16 protein-coding genes are annotated in these 18444 nt (G+C 70.5%); 5 read left to right on the forward strand and 11 right to left on the reverse strand.

Annotated features, from left to right (window positions below; translation table 11 throughout):
• Positions 1 to 54 precede the first annotated feature (54 nt).
• Together AB0C20_RS27090 and AB0C20_RS27095 are read right to left on the reverse strand one after the other, a co-directional pair.
• Positions 55 to 1302 (reverse strand): HAMP domain-containing sensor histidine kinase, encoded by a 1248-nt coding sequence (locus AB0C20_RS27090; RefSeq protein ID WP_357569016.1) that lies wholly within the window; start codon positions 1300 to 1302, stop codon positions 55 to 57.
• On the reverse strand, positions 1299 to 1994 hold the full coding sequence (locus AB0C20_RS27095) for a response regulator transcription factor (RefSeq protein ID WP_091399570.1): 696 nt from the start codon (positions 1992 to 1994) through the stop codon (positions 1299 to 1301). Before AB0C20_RS27095 ends, AB0C20_RS27090 begins: the two co-directional genes overlap by 4 nt.
• 102 nt (positions 1995 to 2096) lie before the next feature.
• Between AB0C20_RS27095 and AB0C20_RS27100 the strand changes: the two genes are divergently transcribed.
• Positions 2097 to 2585: a septum formation initiator gene (locus AB0C20_RS27100; protein ID WP_238683913.1), complete on the forward strand. Its 489-nt coding sequence runs from the start codon at positions 2097 to 2099 to the stop codon at positions 2583 to 2585.
• 70 nt (positions 2586 to 2655) lie between these two features.
• Here the strand turns inward: AB0C20_RS27100 and AB0C20_RS27105 are convergent, their stop codons facing one another.
• A complete protein-coding gene (locus tag AB0C20_RS27105; RefSeq protein WP_357189634.1) occupies positions 2656 to 3450 on the reverse strand; it encodes a MerR family transcriptional regulator in 795 nt (264 codons plus the stop codon).
• Between the two features lie 78 nt (positions 3451 to 3528).
• On the opposite strand from AB0C20_RS27105, the gene AB0C20_RS27110 reads away from it, so the two are divergent.
• Both AB0C20_RS27110 and AB0C20_RS27115 read left to right on the forward strand, forming a co-directional pair.
• Positions 3529 to 3891 (forward strand): nuclear transport factor 2 family protein, encoded by a 363-nt coding sequence (locus AB0C20_RS27110; RefSeq protein ID WP_357189632.1) that lies wholly within the window; start codon positions 3529 to 3531, stop codon positions 3889 to 3891.
• A gap of 37 nt (positions 3892 to 3928) precedes the next feature.
• The gene (locus AB0C20_RS27115) at positions 3929 to 4717 is read left to right on the forward strand and encodes an SDR family oxidoreductase (protein WP_238683916.1); all 789 of its coding nucleotides are present in this window, start codon (positions 3929 to 3931) and stop codon (positions 4715 to 4717) included.
• 136 nt (positions 4718 to 4853) lie between these two features.
• On the opposite strand, the gene AB0C20_RS27120 is transcribed toward AB0C20_RS27115, so the two are convergent.
• Both AB0C20_RS27120 and rpsD read right to left on the reverse strand, forming a co-directional pair.
• Entirely contained in the window at positions 4854 to 8795 is a 3942-nt protein-coding gene (locus AB0C20_RS27120) for a ThuA domain-containing protein (RefSeq protein WP_357569017.1), read from the reverse strand.
• A gap of 255 nt (positions 8796 to 9050) precedes the next feature.
• Positions 9051 to 9659: a 30S ribosomal protein S4 gene (rpsD, locus tag AB0C20_RS27125; protein ID WP_357569018.1), complete on the reverse strand. Its 609-nt coding sequence runs from the start codon at positions 9657 to 9659 to the stop codon at positions 9051 to 9053.
• A gap of 113 nt (positions 9660 to 9772) precedes the next feature.
• On the opposite strand from rpsD, the gene AB0C20_RS27130 reads away from it, so the two are divergent.
• Entirely contained in the window at positions 9773 to 10432 is a 660-nt protein-coding gene (locus AB0C20_RS27130; RefSeq protein WP_357189660.1) for a DUF2470 domain-containing protein, read from the forward strand.
• A 136-nt stretch (positions 10433 to 10568) separates the two neighbouring features.
• Positions 10569 to 10859 carry a DUF1540 domain-containing protein gene (locus AB0C20_RS27135; protein WP_112678265.1) on the forward strand — a complete coding sequence of 97 codons (291 nt, stop codon included), beginning with the start codon at positions 10569 to 10571 and terminating at the stop codon, positions 10857 to 10859.
• Between the two features lie 64 nt (positions 10860 to 10923).
• On the opposite strand, the gene AB0C20_RS27140 is transcribed toward AB0C20_RS27135, so the two are convergent.
• The 6 genes from AB0C20_RS27140 to AB0C20_RS27165 form a co-directional block, all read right to left on the reverse strand.
• Entirely contained in the window at positions 10924 to 11697 is a 774-nt protein-coding gene (locus AB0C20_RS27140; RefSeq protein ID WP_354944171.1) for an ABC transporter ATP-binding protein, read from the reverse strand.
• On the reverse strand, positions 11694 to 12767 hold the full coding sequence (locus AB0C20_RS27145) for an iron ABC transporter permease (protein WP_357189625.1): 1074 nt from the start codon (positions 12765 to 12767) through the stop codon (positions 11694 to 11696). The genes AB0C20_RS27140 and AB0C20_RS27145 overlap by 4 nt, the downstream gene beginning before the upstream one ends.
• A 2-nt stretch (positions 12768 to 12769) precedes the next feature.
• A complete protein-coding gene (locus AB0C20_RS27150; protein WP_357569019.1) occupies positions 12770 to 13777 on the reverse strand; it encodes an iron ABC transporter permease in 1008 nt (335 codons plus the stop codon).
• A 31-nt stretch (positions 13778 to 13808) separates the two neighbouring features.
• The gene (locus AB0C20_RS27155) at positions 13809 to 14831 is read right to left on the reverse strand and encodes an ABC transporter substrate-binding protein (protein ID WP_357569020.1); all 1023 of its coding nucleotides are present in this window, start codon (positions 14829 to 14831) and stop codon (positions 13809 to 13811) included.
• A 137-nt stretch (positions 14832 to 14968) separates the two neighbouring features.
• Positions 14969 to 16429, reverse strand: coding sequence for a hypothetical protein (locus AB0C20_RS27160; RefSeq protein ID WP_357569021.1), 1461 nt, complete (start codon positions 16427 to 16429; stop codon positions 14969 to 14971).
• Entirely contained in the window at positions 16426 to 18282 is a 1857-nt protein-coding gene (locus AB0C20_RS27165) for a dynamin family protein (RefSeq protein WP_357569022.1), read from the reverse strand. The genes AB0C20_RS27160 and AB0C20_RS27165 overlap by 4 nt, the downstream gene beginning before the upstream one ends.
• Between the last annotated feature and the right edge of the window lie 162 nt (positions 18283 to 18444).

Consider the following 18444-nt stretch of genomic DNA (forward strand, 5'->3'; position numbering starts at 1 on the left):
GGGCCCCGGACGACAGGGCCAGACTGCGGGTGGTGATCGACCAGGTCGCCTCGCTCACCGACCCGGCGGCGGTGAACGCAACTCCAGCCGGCCCCCGGCGGCCTGCGCGGCGCGCCGGGCGATGTCCAGGCCGAGGCCGGTGGACCCGGCCGCGCTGGCACCCCGCCGGATCGCCCCGGCGGGCATGCCCGGGCCCTCGTCGGCGACCGTGAGGACCACCTCGCCCGCCTCGCCCGCCGCACGGGCCAGCCGGACGGCGAACGGCGTCCCGTCGGGGGTGTGCGCGAAGACGTTGCCGAGCAGGGCGTCCACGGCCGCCGTCAGGTTGTCGGCGGCCACACCGACGGGCAGAGGGCCGGGCGTCAGGTCGAGGGTGACGGCCCGGCCGGTGTCCTCGGCCAGCACCGACCAGAACGCGACCCGGTCGGCGACGATCGCCGCCGCGTCCGAGGAGGCCGGCTGCGCCGGCGCGTGCCGCCACCGGGCCTGCCGGATCAGCCCCGTGACCGCCCGTTCGAGCCCGTCGGCGGCGGCGGTGATCCGGGCGGCGTCGTCCGGGTCACGCAGCGACTCCGCCTCCAGCCGCAACGCGGTCAGCGGCGTACGCAGCTGGTGGGACAGGTCGGCGACCTGTTCGCGCTCCTGCACCAGGAGCACCTGGATGCGGGTGGCGAGATGGTTGAGCGCGCCGGCCACCTCGCGCAGCTCGCGCGGGCCGGCCGGCGTGACCCGGGCGTCCAGCTCGGCGTTGGCAAGCCGGTGTGAGACTGCCGAGAGGTCGCTGATCGGCCGGACCAGGGTGCGCGCCAGCCGGTCGGCGACCAGTAGCCCGATCAGCACGAGGATCACGCCGAGCAGCGCCAGCACCAGCCAGGCCCGGGTGACTCCGGCGGTCAACTCGTGCTGCGGCACCGCTATCCGGATCACCCCGGTGCCGTCCGCCCGACCCTGCACGGCGATGACCACCTCCCGGCCGGCCGCCGACTCGCCGGTAAGGCTCTGTCCGCGGGCGGCGAGGGCCACAGCGGGCGTACGTGGTGTCTGGGCGCCGAGCACCGTGCCGTCGGGCAGGAAGACGCTCACCGGTCGACCGGAGTCGGCGGCGAGTTGCTCGACGGTGAGCCGGATGGTCGCCGCGTCGGCGGTGCCGACCACCGGCACCAGGCTCTGCGCGTCGGCGGTGGCCCGAACGGTGGCCCGGTCCTCGGCGACGGTGCGGACCAGCAGCGCCAACGGCACCAGGAAGGCGATGAGGGTGAGGACGCTGACCGCGGCGACCAGCAGCGCGAGACGTGCCCTCACGGCTGCGCCGCCGGGGCTTCGAGACGCACCCCGACACCACGCACGGTGTGCAGGTAGCGAGGCTGTTGGGCGTTCTCCCCCAACTTGCGACGCAACCAGGACAGGTGCACGTCGACGGTCTTGTCGGCACCGCCGTACGGGATCTGCCACACCTCCGTGAGCAGCTCACGTTTGGTGACCACCTGGCCCGGTCGGCCGGCGAGGTGGTGCAGCAGATCGAACTCACGGGGCGTCAACTCGACCGCGACCCCGTCCAGGGTCACCTGCCGCGCCCGGGGGTCGACGCGCAGCCCGCCGACGACGAGCGCCGGGACCTGCCCGTCGGCGCCGGAGGGACCCCGCCGCAGCACCGCCCGGACGCGGGCGTCGAGCTGCGCCGCGGTGAACGGTTTGACCACGTAGTCGTCGGCGCCCGCGTCGAGCACCCGGACGATCTCGGTTTCGTCGTCACGCGCCGTGGCCACGATGACCGGCACCGAGCTGACCGCGCGCAGCATCCGCAGCAGCTCGCGGCCGTCCAGGTCGGGCAGGCCCAGGTCGAGCACGACGAGGTCAGGCCGGTCCTCCAGCGCGTCGCGGAGCCCGGCCATCGCGGTCGAGGCCGCCGCCACCGCGTGGCCGCGTTCGCGCAGGGCCCGGATCAGCGGGGTACGGATCGTCAGGTCGTCCTCGATGAGCAACAGGCGGGCCACAGCTGGCAGGCTAACCGCTGCGGCTGGCAGCGCCGCGCACGTTAACCCCGCCTTAGCGAACGGATGTGCAAACGACAAGGACGGATCGGGGATAGTCAGGGGATGGGCCGTCGTTCGATCCTCGTCGCCACCGGTTGGGTGGCCACCGCCGCCATCGCCACCCTCATCGGCCTGGGCGCGATCCGATTGGTGGGCGAGAGCCTCACCGGCACCCCGGGCGGGGTGCGCAGCGAGGCCGAGATCGAGCGGGCGCTCGCCGCACCGGAGCCGGCGCCCACCACGAGCACCGCCCCGGCCGCGCCGGGCACCACAGGCACCGCCTCGGCTACGCCGGGCACGACGGGCCCCGCACCGAGCGCCAGCTCCGGGGCCCGCCGAGGGTTCGCCACCGACGGCGGCACGGCCGTCGCCGAGTGCGGCGTCGGCGGGGTACGCCTCGTCTCCTGGGCGCCCGCGCAGGGTTACCGGGTCCGCGACGTGGACCGGGGCCCGGACGACGACGTCGAGGTCACGTTCCAGGGGCCGACCCGGGAGTACGAGTTGAAGGTGCGCTGCATCGGCTCGGAGCCGGTGGCCGTCGCCGACGACTAGCCGGGACGTACACATCAGTGGTGTTCGCCTAACCACCGTGACGTTCTCGACCGTCGGTCCGCCCACCCACTCAGGTCACTCGGAACACCGGCCACCCGATCTCGGTGCGCCACGCGGCTGGATCGCTTGCGTCCCGAGGTCCGACGAGGTAGACCTCCCGCACGGGCCCCGCCACCGACATGGCGTTCTTCACGACCCAGGTACCGAGTTCGCCGTAGGTGACCTCGATGCCATCGTGCTCGCCAACATGGGTGGCCACTGCCAGTTCCGCGGCGGGTAGGGTCGCGGCGTGCACCCGCCCGGTATGAGGTGGAGCGGCCGTCGGCAGGTAGACCAACACGTGACCGCGGCCCTGCTCGAACAGGGAGTTGTCGTAGGTGCCACCCGGTGGACCGGTCACCGCGTCGCCAACTGCCACCTCCAACTCGGCCATTGCGCCCGCGAACCAGGCCTCGACCTCGCCCTCGTCGACCACGGCCGCCACCGCCGCGACCGTGCGGGCGGGCTCGGCACGAAGCTCAACCTTGATCGGCGCGGGGTCGGGCCGGAGCAGGCGGCGCAGCGACGCGACAGCGGCTCGGGTGCGGTCGAGTTCGGCCTCCAGGCGTTGGAGGTGGTCGGCGATCAGGGTCGCGCGGACACCGGGGTCCGGGGACCGCAGGATCCGCTGCACGTCGCCCAGGGGGACGTCGAGCTCGCGGAGCCGGTTGATCACCTGGGCGGTCGGGATCTGCTCGATGGCGTAGTAGCGGTAGCCGGAGGTCTCGTCCACTACTGCGGGTTCCAGCAGGTCACTCTCGTGGTACCGACGCAGGGTCCGCACGCTCAGGTGGGTCAGGCGCGAGAACTCCCCGATCGTCAGCACCCTCGCAGTATGAAGGCTCCCCCAGGGGGAGAGTCCAGCGCTTGACCTTCCTGCACCGCGAGGCCACACGGTGGGCTCATGACACACCACAACGACCTCCGGTCCGATCCACTGCCAACCACCGTCCGCGGTTTCCTCGCCGCTCACGTCGTTCGCGACGCCGACACGGCTTCGTCGTTCTTCGCGGAGGACGCGGTCGCCGTCGATCAGGGCGAGTCCTTCCGCGGCCGAGAGCAGATTTACGCGTTCCTGCGGGACGCCGGCTCCGAGTTCGAGTACACGACCAAGCAGATCGGCGCTGCCCGCGTCGACAACAGCCACTGGGTGGTGACCCTGCGGCTCGAGGGAACCTTCCCAGGCGGCGTCGCCGAACTCGACTACCGGTTCACGATTCGTAAGGACCTCGTCACTGAACTCGTCATCGCCAACCACGGATCCTGACAAGACCCGCACCACGTCGATCTTCAGGGGAGAGCGAATGCCTACTTCAGATCGCGATCGTCTCGATGGACGCCGTGCGTTGGTCACGGGCGGATCGAAGGGCTCAGGCAAGGCCGTCGTCGAGAGACTGCGGGAGATGGGCGCCGACGTCTACGTGACGGCCCGGACGATGCCCGAGGGGTACGAGCACCCCGACCGGTTCATCGAGGCCGACACCTCGACGGTCGAGGGCGCGAAGGCGGTGGCCGACCGGATCGCCGAGACCGGCGGCGCACTGGACATCCTGGTACACGTCGTCGGAGGTGCCTCGACGCCGTCCGGTGGGTTCGCGGTCATCACCGACGAGCAGTGGATGATCGAGCTGAACTTGAACCTCCTCGGAGCGGTGCGGCTCGACCGAGCCCTCCTACCGGCGATGATCGAGTCCGGCTCGGCGGTCGTGCTGCACTTCACCTCGATCCAGCGTGAACTTCCTCAGTACGACGCGTCCCTGGCCTACGCGGCAGCGAAAGCCGCGTTGCGTACCTACAGCAAGGGGCTCGCCAACGAGCTCGCCCCGCGCGGCGTCCGCGTCAACGCGATCAGCCCCGGCGGCATCGAGACGGAGGCCTACGAGAGGTTCGTGGACCGAATCGCCGAGGGCAACGGGATCAGCCGCGAACAAGCCAAGCAGAGCATTTACGACTCCCTCGGAGGCGTACCCCTGGGACGGTTTGCCAACACCGAGGAGATCGCCGACCTGGTCGGGTTCCTGGTCTCGGACCGCGCCTCGGCCATCGTGGGCGCCGAGTACGTGATCGATGGCGGAACAGTCCCTACCGTCTGAGCCCGCAAACGCAGCGACCTACGCCGTCATCTGCGGGGATGCCCTCCGGATCTCGGTCCCGCCCGCGCTGCTACGTGATCGAGGCGGGTCCGCCCCCACCGCCGAATCGACAGTGGGGGCGGACTCGGGTGGTGGTTCAGCTCGCGTACGCCTCCAACTCCCAGAGCGAATGGCCATATCCGGTGCCCCGGGCGGTGCCGTTGATCCGCAGGTAGCGGCCGTTGGCGCCGAGGGCGGTGTGCTCGTCCACGCCACCGTCGGCCCCGGTCACCGTCTTCACTGTGGTCCAGGTGGTGCCGTCGTTCGATGTCTGGATCTGGTACGCGCTGCTGTACGCCGCCTCCCAGCTCAGCTTGACCCGGCCGATCGCGGTGGCGCTGCCGAGGTCCACCCGGATCCACTGGGGGTCGGAGAACGTGCTCGACCAGCGGGTGGTGAGGCTGCCGTCGACGGCCTGGGCGCCGGACACGTCGGCCCCCTCGTTACTGGACGTCGACGTCGGCTTGTTCAGCAGCAGGTTGCCGCCGGTCGGGCTTCCGGTGCCGCCGTAGACCTCGAACTCGAACAGCGAGTAGCCCCAGGCGGTCCCCCGGGTGGTGCCGAGCAGTCGGATGTACCGGCCGGACCCGCTGAGCCCGGTCAGGTCGTCCACCCCGCCGTCACCACCGGTCACCGTACGGATCGTGGTGAAGTTGACACCGTCCGGCGAGGTCTGGATCTGGTATCCGCTGCCGTACGCCGCCTCCCAGGTCAGCTTGACCCGGTTGATGGCGTACGTGGCGCCGAGGTCCACGTCGATCCACTGTGGGTCACCGAAGGCGCTGCCCCACCGGGTGCCGGCCACGCCGTCGAAAGCGTTGGCCGCTGTGAACGCGCCCTCGAAGCTGGACGCGCGCGCCGGCTTGCCCCGGGCCAGGTTGGCACCCGGCTCGGGATCCGGGTCCGGGTCCGGGTCAGGTCCGGGACCGCCGGGGCTGGTGGAGAGGGTGAACTCGTCGATGTCGAAGTACGGGCCGGTGCCCTTGAAGACCAGGAACAGTGTCCGGGTGCCGGTCGGGGCGGTGACCCCACCGGTGACAGTGGCGAAGTTGGCGTACCCGCCGGTGGACACGACGGTGGCCGAACCGACCAACGGCCCGGTCGGCGAGTCGACCCGCAGCTCCAACGTGCCGCCGCCACCGGCCGGGGCGCCGACCCGGGCACTGAACGACTGGACGCCGGTCAGGTTGTACGGGCGGAACGAAATCCAGTCGTTGTTGTCGATGTAGCCGACCGCCGCGCCGCCGTGCCCCGCCGCCCCGGCGACGATCTGGACGCCGGACGAGTCACCGAAGTGCTCGGCCTGACGTACCCGTGGTTGCAGCACCGCCTGGGTGTGCGTGGTCAGCGCCGGTTGGCCACCACCGCCCAGGTCGGTGTACTCGGCGTCGATGATGCCGAAGATGTTCGCCGCCGTGTCGTGCTCGCCGTCCGCCGAGGTCTGGATGACCCCGGTGCAGCCCTGCACGCTGCCGAGCTGGTGGCCGTGCGAGTCGTGGCCAAGCACGTAGTTCACCTTTACCCGGGCGCAGTTGATAGCACCGTCCTGGGCGTCGGTGACGGTGACGGAGAACGGCACAGCGTCCCCGAAGGTGAAGGTCTGCCCGTTCAACGGGGTGTTCACGGTGACCACCGGGGCACTGTTGCCGACGGTGACGACCACACTCGCGGTGGCCGTCTTGCCGGTGGTGTCCCGGACCGTCAGCGTCGGGCTGCGGGTCCCGTTGGTGGTGTACGTGAAGCTCGGGTTCGCCGCTGTCGAGTCGGTGGTGCCGTTGTTGTCGAAGTCCCAGGCGTAGGTGAACGGGTCGCCGTCCGGGTCGAGGGTGCCGGCCGAGGAGAAGGCCACTGTCAGCGGCGCGCTGCCGCTGGTCGGGGTGGCGGACACCTTCGCGATGGGTGCTCTGCCCTCGCGGGCGTACTCGATGCGGTAGAGCGCCGAGTTGGCGTCGCCGTTGAACCAGCCGGTGCCGTAGTCGAGCACGTAGAGCGCGCCGTCCGGGCCGAACTCCATGTCCATGACCTGGGTACCGGTCCACGGGAACGGGTTGATCTTCAGCGGTTGGCCGGACGCGTCGAGCTTGATGTTCTTGATCCAGCGGCGACCGAACTCACCGGCGAAGTAGGTCCCGTCGTAGTACTGCGGGAACGCCACCGGTGAGGTGTTGTTCGGGTCGTACCGGTAGACCGGGCCGCCCATCGGCGACAGCCCACCGCCGGTGAACTCCGGCGGCGAGCCGGACCCGCCGTACGGCAACCAGGCCGAGATGGCCGGCGGCAGCTGGGTGATGCCTGTGTTGTTCGGCGAGTTGTTCACCGGCCCGCCGGCGCAGTTGAACTTCGCCCCGGACGGCCCGGACGGGAAGGTGTAGTCGTTGTAGGCGTCGTTGCGGGCGGTGCAGTACGGCCAGCCGTAGAAGCCGGGCCGGTCGATCCGGGCGAATTCGACGTTGCCCGCCGGCCCCCGGTTCGGGTCTGCGGTGCCCGCGTCGGGACCGTAGTCACCGAGGTAGACGATCCCGGTGGCCTTGTCCACGCTCATCCGGAACGGGTTGCGGAAGCCCATCGCGTAGACCTCCGGGCGCGTCCGCGCGGTGCCCGGGGCGAACATGTTGCCGGCCGGGATGGTGTAGCCGCCGGCCGCGCTCGGCTTGATCCGGAGGACCTTGCCGCGCAGGTCGTTGCTGTTCGCCGAGGTGCGCTGCGCGTCGAAGGCCGGGTTACGCCCGGCCCGCTCGTCGATCGGGGTGAAGCCGGCCGAGTCGAACGGGTTGGTGTCGTCACCTGTGGACAGGTAGAGGTTGCCGGCCGCGTCGAAATCCATGTCACCGCCGACGTGGCAGCACATGCCCCGGCTGGTCGGCACGTTCAGGATCAACGTCTCGCTGGCCAGGTTGATGGTGTTGTCCGCGTTCACAGTGAACCGGGCCAGTCGGTTGACGCCCTCCCAGACGGCGAATTGGGCCGGCGTGCCCTCGGCGGGCGCACCACCGCCGGGAGTGCTCAGTGGTGGCGCGAAGTACGCGTACACCCAGCGGTTGGTGGCGAAGTTCGGGTCGGCCTTGATGCCCTGCAAACCCTCTTCGTCGCCTGTGTAGACCGGCAGTGTGGCGGCGATCTTGGTGTTGCCGGCGGCGTCGGTGTGCCGGATCACGCCGTTGCGGGAGGTGTGCAGCACGCCCCGGTCCGGCAGGACGGTGAGGCTCATCGGCTCACCGGTCTCGGCCGCGCCCTTGGCCAGCTCCACCTGCTGGAAGCTGCTGGTGACGGTGGGGCCACAGTCGGCGTCGACAGCGCCGGCGGCCGTCCGGATGCCGCCGAGCAGGTGCTGACGGAAGTTCGCCTCGGTGTACGACGCGTCGGTGTGCCCCAGGCCGGTGTACCAGGCTCGGCCGCCGGAGTAGTTCTGGCACCAGGAGATCGGGTGGTCGGCGCCCATGCTCCCCCCGGTGTAGGTGCTCTCGTCCAGGGTGGCCAGCACGTGCGCGTTGCCGCGGGGATTGGTGCGGTAGTTGTACAACTCGTCGAACCGGTTCCACCGCTGCGGCAGCGTCGCGGTGGACGGGTGCACCTGGTCGGCGACCTTCACTGTGACGTTCTGCTCGGCCGGGTGCGAGGCGAAGTACGCCCCGACCAGTCCCCCGTACCACTGCCAGTCGTACTCGGTGTCGGAGGCGGAGTGCACGCCCACGTACCCACCGCCGCCGGTGATGTAGCGCTCGAACGCGGCCTGCTGGGCGGCGTTGAGCACGTCGCCGGTGGTGGAGAGCCAGATCACCGCGGCGAACCGGTCCAGGTTGGCGTCGGTGAACTGGGCGGCGTCCTCGGTGGCCTCGACGCTGAAGCCGTTGGCCGCACCGAGCTGCTGGATCGCGGCGATGCCCGGGGTGATGGATCCGTGCCGGAACCCGGCGGTCTTGCTGAAGACAAGCACGGTGAACGGTGCGGCGCTGGCCGTGGGTGGCGAGGCGACGATGCCGCCCGCCACGAGGATCGCGCTCAGCGCGAGGCCGAGCCACGATCTCAGGGATCTGCGCACAGTGGGGTCCTTTCGCGGTGCGAGGGACGGCGTGCGCCGATCACGCCTGGCGGTGGTGGGACGAGACATGTGAATGCATCGTTGCGCCCGGATCACGAGCGCGTCAAGCACTCTCCCACCATCCGTGAGAGCGTTATCTCCGCAGGTCAGGGGCGACCGTGTGAAGTGAGATCGAATAACGGTTTTCGGGCCGCGATCCATCCGCCGAGGGCCCCGGTGCAGGTGCCCGCACTCGGGGCCCTTCCCAACCCTCGGTCAGCGTGAGTAGTACTCCACGACGAGTTGCTCGTCGCAGACCACCGGGACCTCCGAGCGGAGCGGGAGCCGGGTCAGCCGAGCGGTCAGGCCGGGCAGGCTCACCTCCAGGTAGGGGGCGAGACGTTCCGGGGCATGCGCCCCGGCCGCCGCGACGACGAACGGCGCCTTGCCTCGACTGCGCTCCGCCACCTCGATGACGTCACCGGGTTGCAGCCGCGCGGACGGCCGGTCCAGGCGACGGCCGTTAACAGTGACGTGCTGATGGGTGACGACCTGGCGGGCCTGGTAGATGGAGCGGGCGAAACCGGCTCGCAGCACCAGCGCGTCCAGCCGACTCTCCAGCTCGACGATCAACTCCTCACCGGTCTTGCCGGGCCGGCGCACGGCCCGGTCGAACGCGCGCCGGAGTTGCCCCTCGTGCAGGTCGTACTGCGCCTTGAGCCGCTGCTTCTCCAACAGCCGGACCTTGTAGTCGCTGGTGGTGCGTCGGGCCCGGCCGTGCTGCCCCGGCGGGAACGGGCGGCGTTCGAAGTAGCGCACGCACTTCGGGGTCAGCGCGATGCCCAGGGCGCGGGAACGCTTGACCTTGGGACGGGTCTGATTCATCAATCACCTCTCAAGTAAGGTAAGCCTAACCTTATTAGGAGATGATCGCCTTGAGCAAGCCCTCGACCAGCACGGCGGACTCCACGGCCGATGCGGGTGTCCGAATCCGATCGATGCTCGCCGCCGCCGACTCCCTCACCCTGCACATCCCGGGCGTCGAGGCGTACGTCGTCGGACGGCACCTCGTGACGAGCGACGGGCGGCTGCGGATCGACCTACCGGTCGGCTGCCACCTGGCCGAACACCTCGCGCACCAGCGGGAGACCGTCGCGATGGTCGAGGTGACCGACCTGGCGCCCACGCCGCTCCGCGACCGGGTGCGCGGGCGCGCCACGCTCACCGGCTGGTTGGTGACCGAGGCCGCCGCGACCGGGAGCGATCAGGAGCTGGTGACGGTCCTCGACCTCGCCACCGCCGAGCTGACAGTCGACGGCCGCACCACGTGCGTCGACGCTGACGAGTTCGCGAACGCCCAACCCGATCCGCTGGCCGCCGTCGAGGCCGATCTGTTGTGCCACCTCGACCACCACCACCCGCGCACCGTCGAGGGGTTGAGCCGGCTGATCCCCGCTCGCCACCTCCAGGGCGTTCGCCAGGTTCGGCCGGTACGCCTGGACCGGCACGGTGTCGTACTCCGGTTGGAGCTGAGCAGTGGTGACCGGGACGTCCGGCTGAACTTCCGGGCACCACTGCGGCATCCGGCCGAACTCGGCGCGCGGATCGAGGAACTGCTTCGGCACCCGCGCGGCTGCCGCGCCCGACATGCCCGCTGACGATCGCCGCCCTCGCCGACGGTTAGGCAAGGCTGACCTATGCAAAACATCCCTAAAAGGGGCGGCTGATAGGGAGTTGTCCTGCCGAGGCCGGGTATGAAGGTGACCCGGCACCACCGACGGAAGCGAGATCGCCATGACCGACATGCTGGAGATGCCGCGGGTACACGAGTGCACTGTCACCGACTGCGGCTACAACCACGACGGCTGCCACGCGTTCGCCATCACCATCGGGCAGCAGAACGCCAGCTGCGCCACGTTCATCGACACCTCGGCGAAGGGCGGGCTGGACCGCGTCATCGCGCAGGTAGGTGCCTGCAAGCGGGACGACTGCCAGCACAACGCCGAGCTGGAGTGCCACGCGCCGTCCATCCGGGTGGGTCCGGGTCAGGACATCGCGGACTGTCAGACGTACGAGCCGCGCTGATCCCGGCGCGACGCGAACCGAGGGACGGCCGCCACGGCCGTCCCTCGTCCACGTTCGAGGCCGGCTACGCGGGGACGACCATCGGCGTGCCGGCGATCGGGTCGGGTACGACGAGGCAGCTGAGACCGAAGACCTGCTCGACGAGGTCGCCGGTGACCACGTCGACCGGCGCTCCCTCCGCGACGATCGCACCGCCGGACATCGCGATGAGGTGGTCGCAGTAACGGCAGGCGAGGTTGAGATCGTGCATGACGATGACGATGGTCTTGCCGGACTCCGCGTTCAGTTTCCGCAACAGCCGCAGCAACTCGACCTGGTGGTTGATGTCCAGGTAGGTGGTGGGTTCGTCGAGCAGCAGCAGGTCGGTGTCCTGTGCCAGGGCCATGGCGACCCAGACCCGCTGGCGTTGCCCACCTGACAACTCCCGGATCGGACGGTCGATCAGATCCGCGGTTCCGGTGGCATCGAGAGCCCGGGCGACGGCGTCGTGGTCGTCGTTGCTCCACCGTCGAAACCACCCCTGATGGGGGTAGCGGCCACGGGCCACCAGGTCGGCGACGGTGATGCCGTCGGGCGCGACGGGAGTCTGCGGGAGCAGCCCGAGCACCTTTGCCACGTCGACGTTGCGCAGGTCGGCGAGGGGTTTGTCGTCGAGGAAGACGGCGCCGTCGCGCGGTGCCAGCAGTCGGGCCAGGCCGCGGAGCAGTGTGGACTTGCCGCAGGCGTTGGCACCGACGATCGCGGTGACCTTGCCGTCGAGCACTGCGACGTCGAGGTGGTCGACGATGGTCCGGTCGTCGTAGCCGAGGGTGAGACCCTCGGCGCGTAGTCGGGTCATCCACCCGCTCCTTGTCGGTTGGTGGTGGCCAGCAGCCACAGCAGGTAGGGCGCGCCGACCGCACCCGTCACCACTCCGGTGGGCAACGGTGTGGGCAGCACGTGCACGGCGACGAGGTCGGCGGTGAGCAGCAGCGCGGCACCGACCAGGGCGGCGGGCAGGACGCCCTGGGCCGCAGGGCCGAGGAGCCGGTTGGCGATCGGCCCGGCCACCAGGGCGACGAACGCGATCGGGCCCGCCACCGACACCGCCAAGGCCACCAGCACGACGGCGGTGCCGAGCAGCCCGGCCCGACTGAGCTCAGCCCGGACACCCAGCATCCGAGCGGCGTCGTCACCGAGCGCGAGGGCACTCAGTGGACGTTGCAGCAACGTGGCGACCGGCAGCAGGACGATCAGGGCACCGGTGAGCACCCACAGCTCAGTGGTGCTGGCCTGCCCGACCGACCCGATCAGCCAGTGCATGGCCTGGCGGGCCTCGAAGAGCTGCGCCCGGCTGAGCACGTAGCCGACCAGGCCCTCGAAGAAGAGCGCCACCCCGATGCCGATGAGGATGAAGCGGTAGCCGCTGACGCCGTCGCGCCAGGCCAGCAGGTACATCGCCAGGGCGGCGGCGACCGCGCCACCGAGGGCGAGACCGCTGACGACGAGCCCACCAGCCTGGAGGAGCACGATCCCGGTGACGGCCGCCAGCCCCGCCCCCGAGGTGATTCCCACGAAGTCCGGGGACGCGAGGGGGTTGCGCAGCAACTGCTGGAAGATCGTGCCGGACGCGCCGAGGGCGAGTCCGACCGTCAGGGCGGCGGCCGCGGTCGGCAGCCGCAGGCCACGGACGACGAAGTCGACGCTGGGATTGTCGGACAGGTGCAGGACCGAGGCGATCACCTCGGCAGCGCCGATGCGGAAGCTGCCCACCATCATGGTGAGCACGAAGAGGGCGGTGACCGTCACGGTCAGGGCGCAGGTCACCACGACGGACCGGCCGGCTCGACGCCTCCGGTTGGCGCGCAGCGCCGCTGCCGTGCCGGACGGGGCGGAGCGGTGGTCGCTCGTTGTCGTTGTCGTCACCATGTTCAGACCTCCGACAGCCGGCCGTAGCGCACGATCGCGATGAACGCGGGCGCGCCGATCAGCCCGAGGATCACGCCGACCTGAACCTCGTCGGGGGCGGCGGTCATCCGGCCGAGCACGTCGGCGAGGAGCAGGACGATGGGCGCCAGCAGCATCGAGTACGGCAGGATCCAGCGATAGTCGGGGCCGCAGATGAACCTCGCCAGGTGCGGTACGACGAGCCCGACGAAGACGATCGGTCCGCAGGCCGCGGTGGCGGCGCCGGCGAGGATAGCGACCACGGCGAAGGCGGCCACGCGGGTCCGGGTCACGTTCTGGCCGAGGCCACGCGCGACGTCCTCGCCGAGCGCGAGGCCGTTGATGGCCCGCCCGAAGCCCAACGACACGGCGAGGCCGATCAGCAGGAACGGCGCGACCCCGGTCAGGATCGGTGTGTACCGACCGGCGAGCGACCCCACCTGCCAGAACCGCAGCTCGTTGAGGGCATCCACGTTCGTCATCACTATCCCGCTGGTCACCGAGGTCAGGCCGGCGGTGACCGCCGCGCCCGCCAGGGCCAGCTTCACCGGGGTGGCGCCCTCCCGGCCCAACGAGGCGACCGCGTACACCAGGGCCAGCGCCGCGATCGCGCCGGCGAACGCGAACCAGACGTAGACACCGACGCCGCGCACCCCGAGCACGGTGATGGCCATGACCACGAACGCGGCGGCCCCGGAGTTGATGCCCAGGATCCCCGCGTCCGCCAGCGGGTTGCGGGTGACGCCCTGCAGGATCGCCCCGGCCACCCCGAGCGCGGCGCCGACCAGGATGCCGAGCAGAGTGCGGGGTACGCGCATCTCCAGCGTGACGGTGCTGCTGATCGGTCCGTCGCTGTCGAGGCTGAACAGGGCGTGCAGCACCTCGGAGAGCCCGATCGAACGCGAGCCCATTGTCACGCTCAGGAAGCCGACGAGGGCGAGGACCGCACAGAGGACGGCGAGCCCCGGCCCGAGGGCAGAGGCTCGCCGCACGCCTCCCGTCGAGGTGCGCGTCCCGATCTGGTTAGTTGCCGACATTCGGATCAGCGGCCTTGACCGCCTGGGTCAGCTTGTCCAGCTCGGTGGCGAAGTCCCCGTACGTGTGCAGCCAGAACGCCGGCCAGGAGACGGTGGCACCGACCTTGGCAGCCTTGATCTTGGACCAGGTCGGCTGCTTCGTGCTCCACTCGGCGTTGGCGGTGGGCGTGAAGGATCGGCCGTCCCACAGGATCAGGTCCGGCTGGTACTTGTCGGCGTTCTCCCAGCTGAGGTTCTCCCAGTACGGGAAGGCCGGGTCCGGGCTGGCCGGGTTGATCACCTTCAGGCCCCAGGTCTGCAGGTCCAGCAGCTCGGGCGCGTACTCGGGGTTCGCGACGTAGACCTTCTCCGTCGAGGGCGACATCGCCGCGACAGTCAGGTCCGGCTTGGCCGCGGTGGCCGCCTTGAACGCGGTCACCGCGTCCTCGAAGCGCTTCTTGTTCGCCGCGATCTGCGGGCTGGCCACGTCGGCGCCGAGGCTCTCGGCGAGGTCCTCGTACCCCTCGGCCAGCGCGACGATCGACTTACCCTGCGTGACGCCGACGACGGGGGCCAGTTCGGCGAGCTTCTTGCTCTTCTCGTCGACGCCCTCCTCCATGCCGCTGTGCGCCTTCTCGGCCGGCCACCAGTCGCCGACGATCAGGTCGGGACGCAGGGCGGCGGCCTTCTCCACGTCGATCTTGCCCCACTCCTCGCCGAGGATCTCGACCCCGGTGAGGTCGAGGTTCTTCAGGTTGGGGTCGGTCTTGACCGACTCGTCGGCGTAGACGCCGACCGGCTTGATGCCGAAGGACATGAGCGCCGCGGCCTCGCCGGCGTGCGCGATGATCCGCGTCGGCCTCTTGTCCGCCTTGACGACCTTGCCCGAGCCGTCGTTGAAAGACCAGGGGCCCGAGGCGGTGGCAGCGGCGGCGGTGTCACCGGTGCCCGTGTCGTTGCCACAACCGGTGAGCCCGCCGAGCACGGCGCTCAGCGCCGCGACGGCCAGGACCGGACGCCATGAGTGCATGGTGAAGTTCCCGATCTTTCGAAGAGAAGCGAGCCATCCGGCCCGAAAGTTAGGTTAGGCTAACCAACACTTTCGGTTTTGGCCAATGCCGGGTGCCCCCACCTCGAAAGATGGCCGCGAAACGGGCGATCGGACGCTCAGCGGCCGCCCGCGGCCAGCTCGGCGATCATCCCCTCGCAACTGCGGACCACGACCTGAGCGCCGCGCCGCTGCGCCAGCGGGAGCAGCGGATCCTCCGCCCGGTCACGCCATCGCCACTGCGCGTCGGAGGCGACCTCCCAGAGCTGCTGTACGTCGGCCTCATGCTCGACACCGAGCCGAGCCGCGAGGCCCACCCCGTCGCCGCCGACCAGCCGTTGCGCCTCGGCGGCCAGCTCCGCGTCGAACCCCAGCCGGGTGTTCCGCAGCGCCACCAGCAGGCGCAGCTCGCGGAACTCGTGCGCGCCGGCGAGGATCTGCTCCACGGCGCCGACCAGCTCGGCGGAGCCCCGGGTGGGCTCGGCCCGCAGCAGCGCTTCCACGGCGGCCAGCGCCGACCGCGCCTTGAGGGCGTCGCGGCGATCGATGAAACACCGCGTCACCGACTCACGTAGCTCGGTGAGACCGCTGCGCCGAATCAACTCCGCGGAGAGTTTCACCCGACTGTCGAACCCGCTGCGCACCAGCGTGGCCGCCAGCCGGACACCGAAGACCCCGAACCGGCCCAGCAGCGCGGCGCGCAGCTCGGTGTCCAGCCGTACCGGCAGCTCGCCACGGAGAAAGCGGTCGGCGGAGATGAGGTGGATGTCCAGCTCCGCCCGGGGCACCTGAGCCAGAGTCGCGAGCGCGGCGAAGTCGGACTCACCGAGCATCCGGCCGGCCAGGCCGATCATGCCGCTGCACGCCACGACGTTGACGCTGAGCGCGTTCACCCTCGGGTCGCGGTGGTGCCGGCGGGCGAGCTGGCGGGCCGTGAGCAGACCGTCGATCCGGCCGCCGCCGGTCTCGTCCGCGCGGGACAACACCATGATCACGTTGACCGGGGCGGACTGTCCGACGGCACTGTCCCGTGCGGACTCCAGCACCCGCAGGTCACTGTCGCGACCGTCACGGGTCAGGTACAACACCGCGTCCGCGTCGCGCAGCACCCGGTCCAACACCGGCGCCCGGCCCTGCTCGGCGCCGCCGGTGACCGCCGGGGTGTCGATCAGCGTGATCTGCCGCAGCGCCCGCGTCGGCCACCGCACCACGATGTCGCGCACCTCCCCCGCGCCCCAGCCCAGATCCACCCGTAGCCCGGTCGCCGACTTCACCACCGCCAACTCCTGCGGTGGCTGCCCGACCGGGTAGGCGGTGGCACGCGGCGCGGCCCCGTCCTCGTACCAGGTGAAGGCCCCGTCCGCCCGCTCGACCGGCGCGACCTCCTCGCCCATCAACGCGTTGAGCACAGTCGACTTGCCCGACCGCCACGGGCCGACGATGGCGATACGCAGCGGCTGCTCCAACCGGGCCACCTGTCGCCGAAGCTCAGCGACGGCCCGGGGATTGTCCTGGTACAGCTCGATGGCCTGGTGCAGCAACCCCCACGCGGCCTCGTCCAGGCGCACTCCCACCGTCATGCCTGCGGCTCCAGCAGCAGCGGGGCGGAGCGGGCGCCGGTCAACTGCTGAGCCTGCTCGTACACCGCCGCCAACCGGGTCATCTTCAACCGGATCTCGCGCTGCCGCTGTTCGCGCACCGACGCGTCGGTGTCGGCCTCCTGCTTCGCGCTGCGGAACGACTGCACGATGGCCTCCTGAAGCTCCTCGGTCAGCCCCGTGAAGTGGTCCCGCAGCATCCGCTGCACCTGCCGAGCGGCGTCGCGGCAGTCTCGGATGATCCGGACGAAGAAGTCGTCGACATGCCGCTGGATGGCCGTCTTGACCGTCGCCTGCCGGCGGCGGAGCAACTGTTTGCTCTCGTCCCGGATGCTCTTGCCGCCGAAGAGCGCCCCGATGCCGACCGAGACCGGATTGATCATCGGCATGCCGGCCAGGGTGGTCGCCAGACCGAACATCAGCATGCCGCCGTACGAGCCCTTCATGCCGGTGAAGAGCTTCTGACCGGTGGTGAACCGGTCGATCGTCGGCCGTTGCAGCTCGGGCATCCGCTCGCCGATGTCGTCCGGCATCGTCATCGACCAGGGCGGCAACACGTCGTATCCGTACCGGTCGAAGTTGGCGGCCACCCGCCGGGCGATCCAGTCACAGCGCTGGATCAGCCACTCGTGGTTCGCCTCCGCCGCCTCCACCAGGCTCCGCTCCAGCCAGTCCTGGAAGGTGTCCCAGGCGACCAACGGGTCGGCGGTGTCGAACGCCTCGTCCACCGCGCGCAGAATCTGTCGGGTCCGGTCACGCAGGTCGTACTCGAGGTCGGCGAGCAGGTCGGTGATCTCGTCGGTCAACGTGTTCTGCCAACGGGTGGAGCACCGGCGCAGCTCGTCGACCTCGCGCTGCGCCGCGTGCAGGCGGGAGATCGGCCCGGACTGCTCCTCGACCTCCTGGGTCGCCAACTCGGCGCGCAGCGGCGCGGCCAACTGCTCCACCACCGTCCGGGCCACCGTCTGCACTGCCGCCCGGGCCAGGTGGTCGGCCTTGCCGGCCAGATCACGTTGCAGGCGGGCGATCAGCGCGGGAAAACCCGACTCCGCGTTGAGCCCACGGTCGTCGGCCGCTGCCGCGCGCAGTCGCAGCGCCGCCGAGACCGGGATCAGCGTCGCCGGAACCCCGGCCTCGGCAAGGTGCTGCCGGTTGCGCTCGGCGACCGTACGCCAGTCCGCCACCAGATCGGTCTTGCTCTGCACCACCACCACGTTCGGATGCGAACGCGCGATGTGCAGCAGCATGTTCAGCTCGGCGACCGACAACTCCCGAGTGGAGTCGGAGACCAGCAGCACGGCGTCCGCGCGGGCGGGCGCGGCGATCGAAGCGGCGGCACCGATGCCGGCGACCTCGTCGGTGCCGGGAGTGTCCACCAGCACCAGCCCGGCACCGAGCAGGGCACGGGGAAGTCCGATCTCGACGTACGCCGGGCCGCCGCCCGGCCGACGGCCGACCAGGCCGGCAACGCTCGCCGCGACCTGGTTGAGCGCCACCGGGGTCCGCTCGACGGCCACCGCGTCGGGGGTGCCGGTGGGGTGCCCCGGGGCTGGTGGCGGTGCCTGCGCCACCGCCGCGGTGGGGGCCTCGGCATGCCGCACCACTGTCGGCAGGACTGTCGTCCGGCCGTCGCCGACCGGGCAGGCCGGAGCGTTGATGATCGCGTTGATCAGCTGACTCTTGCCCTGGTTCGGCTCGCCGATGACCAGGACACGCAGTGTCGGGTCCAGCAGTTGCGCGCGCTTCTGCCGCACCGTCTGAAGCAGGTCACCGCGACCGTGTGCAGTGCACGTGCGGGCGATCTCGTCCAGCACGTCCAACCAGATCCCGGCCATCACCGCACCAAGTGTGCGGATTTCGGCTTAATTAGCAAGAGGGACCGGATGTGGAACCGGGAAGGGCCGGATAGTGCTGGCCGGGGGTGAGACGGTGACGGCTCCACTGCTGATCGGGCCCTACGCCGTCGAGCGACTGCTCGGCGTCGGTTCGTTCGCGAT

Source organism: Micromonospora sp. NPDC048843, from assembly GCF_040649965.1.
In the GTDB taxonomy this organism is placed as follows: Bacteria; Actinomycetota; Actinomycetes; order Mycobacteriales; family Micromonosporaceae; genus Micromonospora; species Micromonospora hortensis.

Excerpts from the sequence above, each read along its gene's own strand:
- AB0C20_RS27135 (WP_112678265.1), top strand. The coding sequence starts at position 10,569 with ATGACCGACATGCTGGAGATGCCGCGGGTACACGAGTGCACTGTCACC.
- AB0C20_RS27130 (WP_357189660.1), top strand. The coding sequence starts at position 9,773 with ATGCTCGCCGCCGCCGACTCCCTCACCCTGCACATCCCGGGCGTCGAG.
- AB0C20_RS27115 (WP_238683916.1), top strand. The coding sequence starts at position 3,929 with ATGCCTACTTCAGATCGCGATCGTCTCGATGGACGCCGTGCGTTGGTC.
- AB0C20_RS27155 (WP_357569020.1), bottom strand. The coding sequence starts at position 14,831 with ATGCACTCATGGCGTCCGGTCCTGGCCGTCGCGGCGCTGAGCGCCGTG.
- AB0C20_RS27100 (WP_238683913.1), top strand. The coding sequence starts at position 2,097 with ATGGGCCGTCGTTCGATCCTCGTCGCCACCGGTTGGGTGGCCACCGCC.
- AB0C20_RS27145 (WP_357189625.1), bottom strand. The coding sequence starts at position 12,767 with ATGGTGACGACAACGACAACGAGCGACCACCGCTCCGCCCCGTCCGGC.
- AB0C20_RS27160 (WP_357569021.1), bottom strand. The coding sequence starts at position 16,429 with ATGACGGTGGGAGTGCGCCTGGACGAGGCCGCGTGGGGGTTGCTGCAC.
- AB0C20_RS27165 (WP_357569022.1), bottom strand. The coding sequence starts at position 18,282 with ATGGCCGGGATCTGGTTGGACGTGCTGGACGAGATCGCCCGCACGTGC.
- AB0C20_RS27140 (WP_354944171.1), bottom strand. The coding sequence starts at position 11,697 with ATGACCCGACTACGCGCCGAGGGTCTCACCCTCGGCTACGACGACCGG.
- AB0C20_RS27110 (WP_357189632.1), top strand. The coding sequence starts at position 3,529 with ATGACACACCACAACGACCTCCGGTCCGATCCACTGCCAACCACCGTC.
- rpsD (WP_357569018.1), bottom strand. The coding sequence starts at position 9,659 with ATGAATCAGACCCGTCCCAAGGTCAAGCGTTCCCGCGCCCTGGGCATC.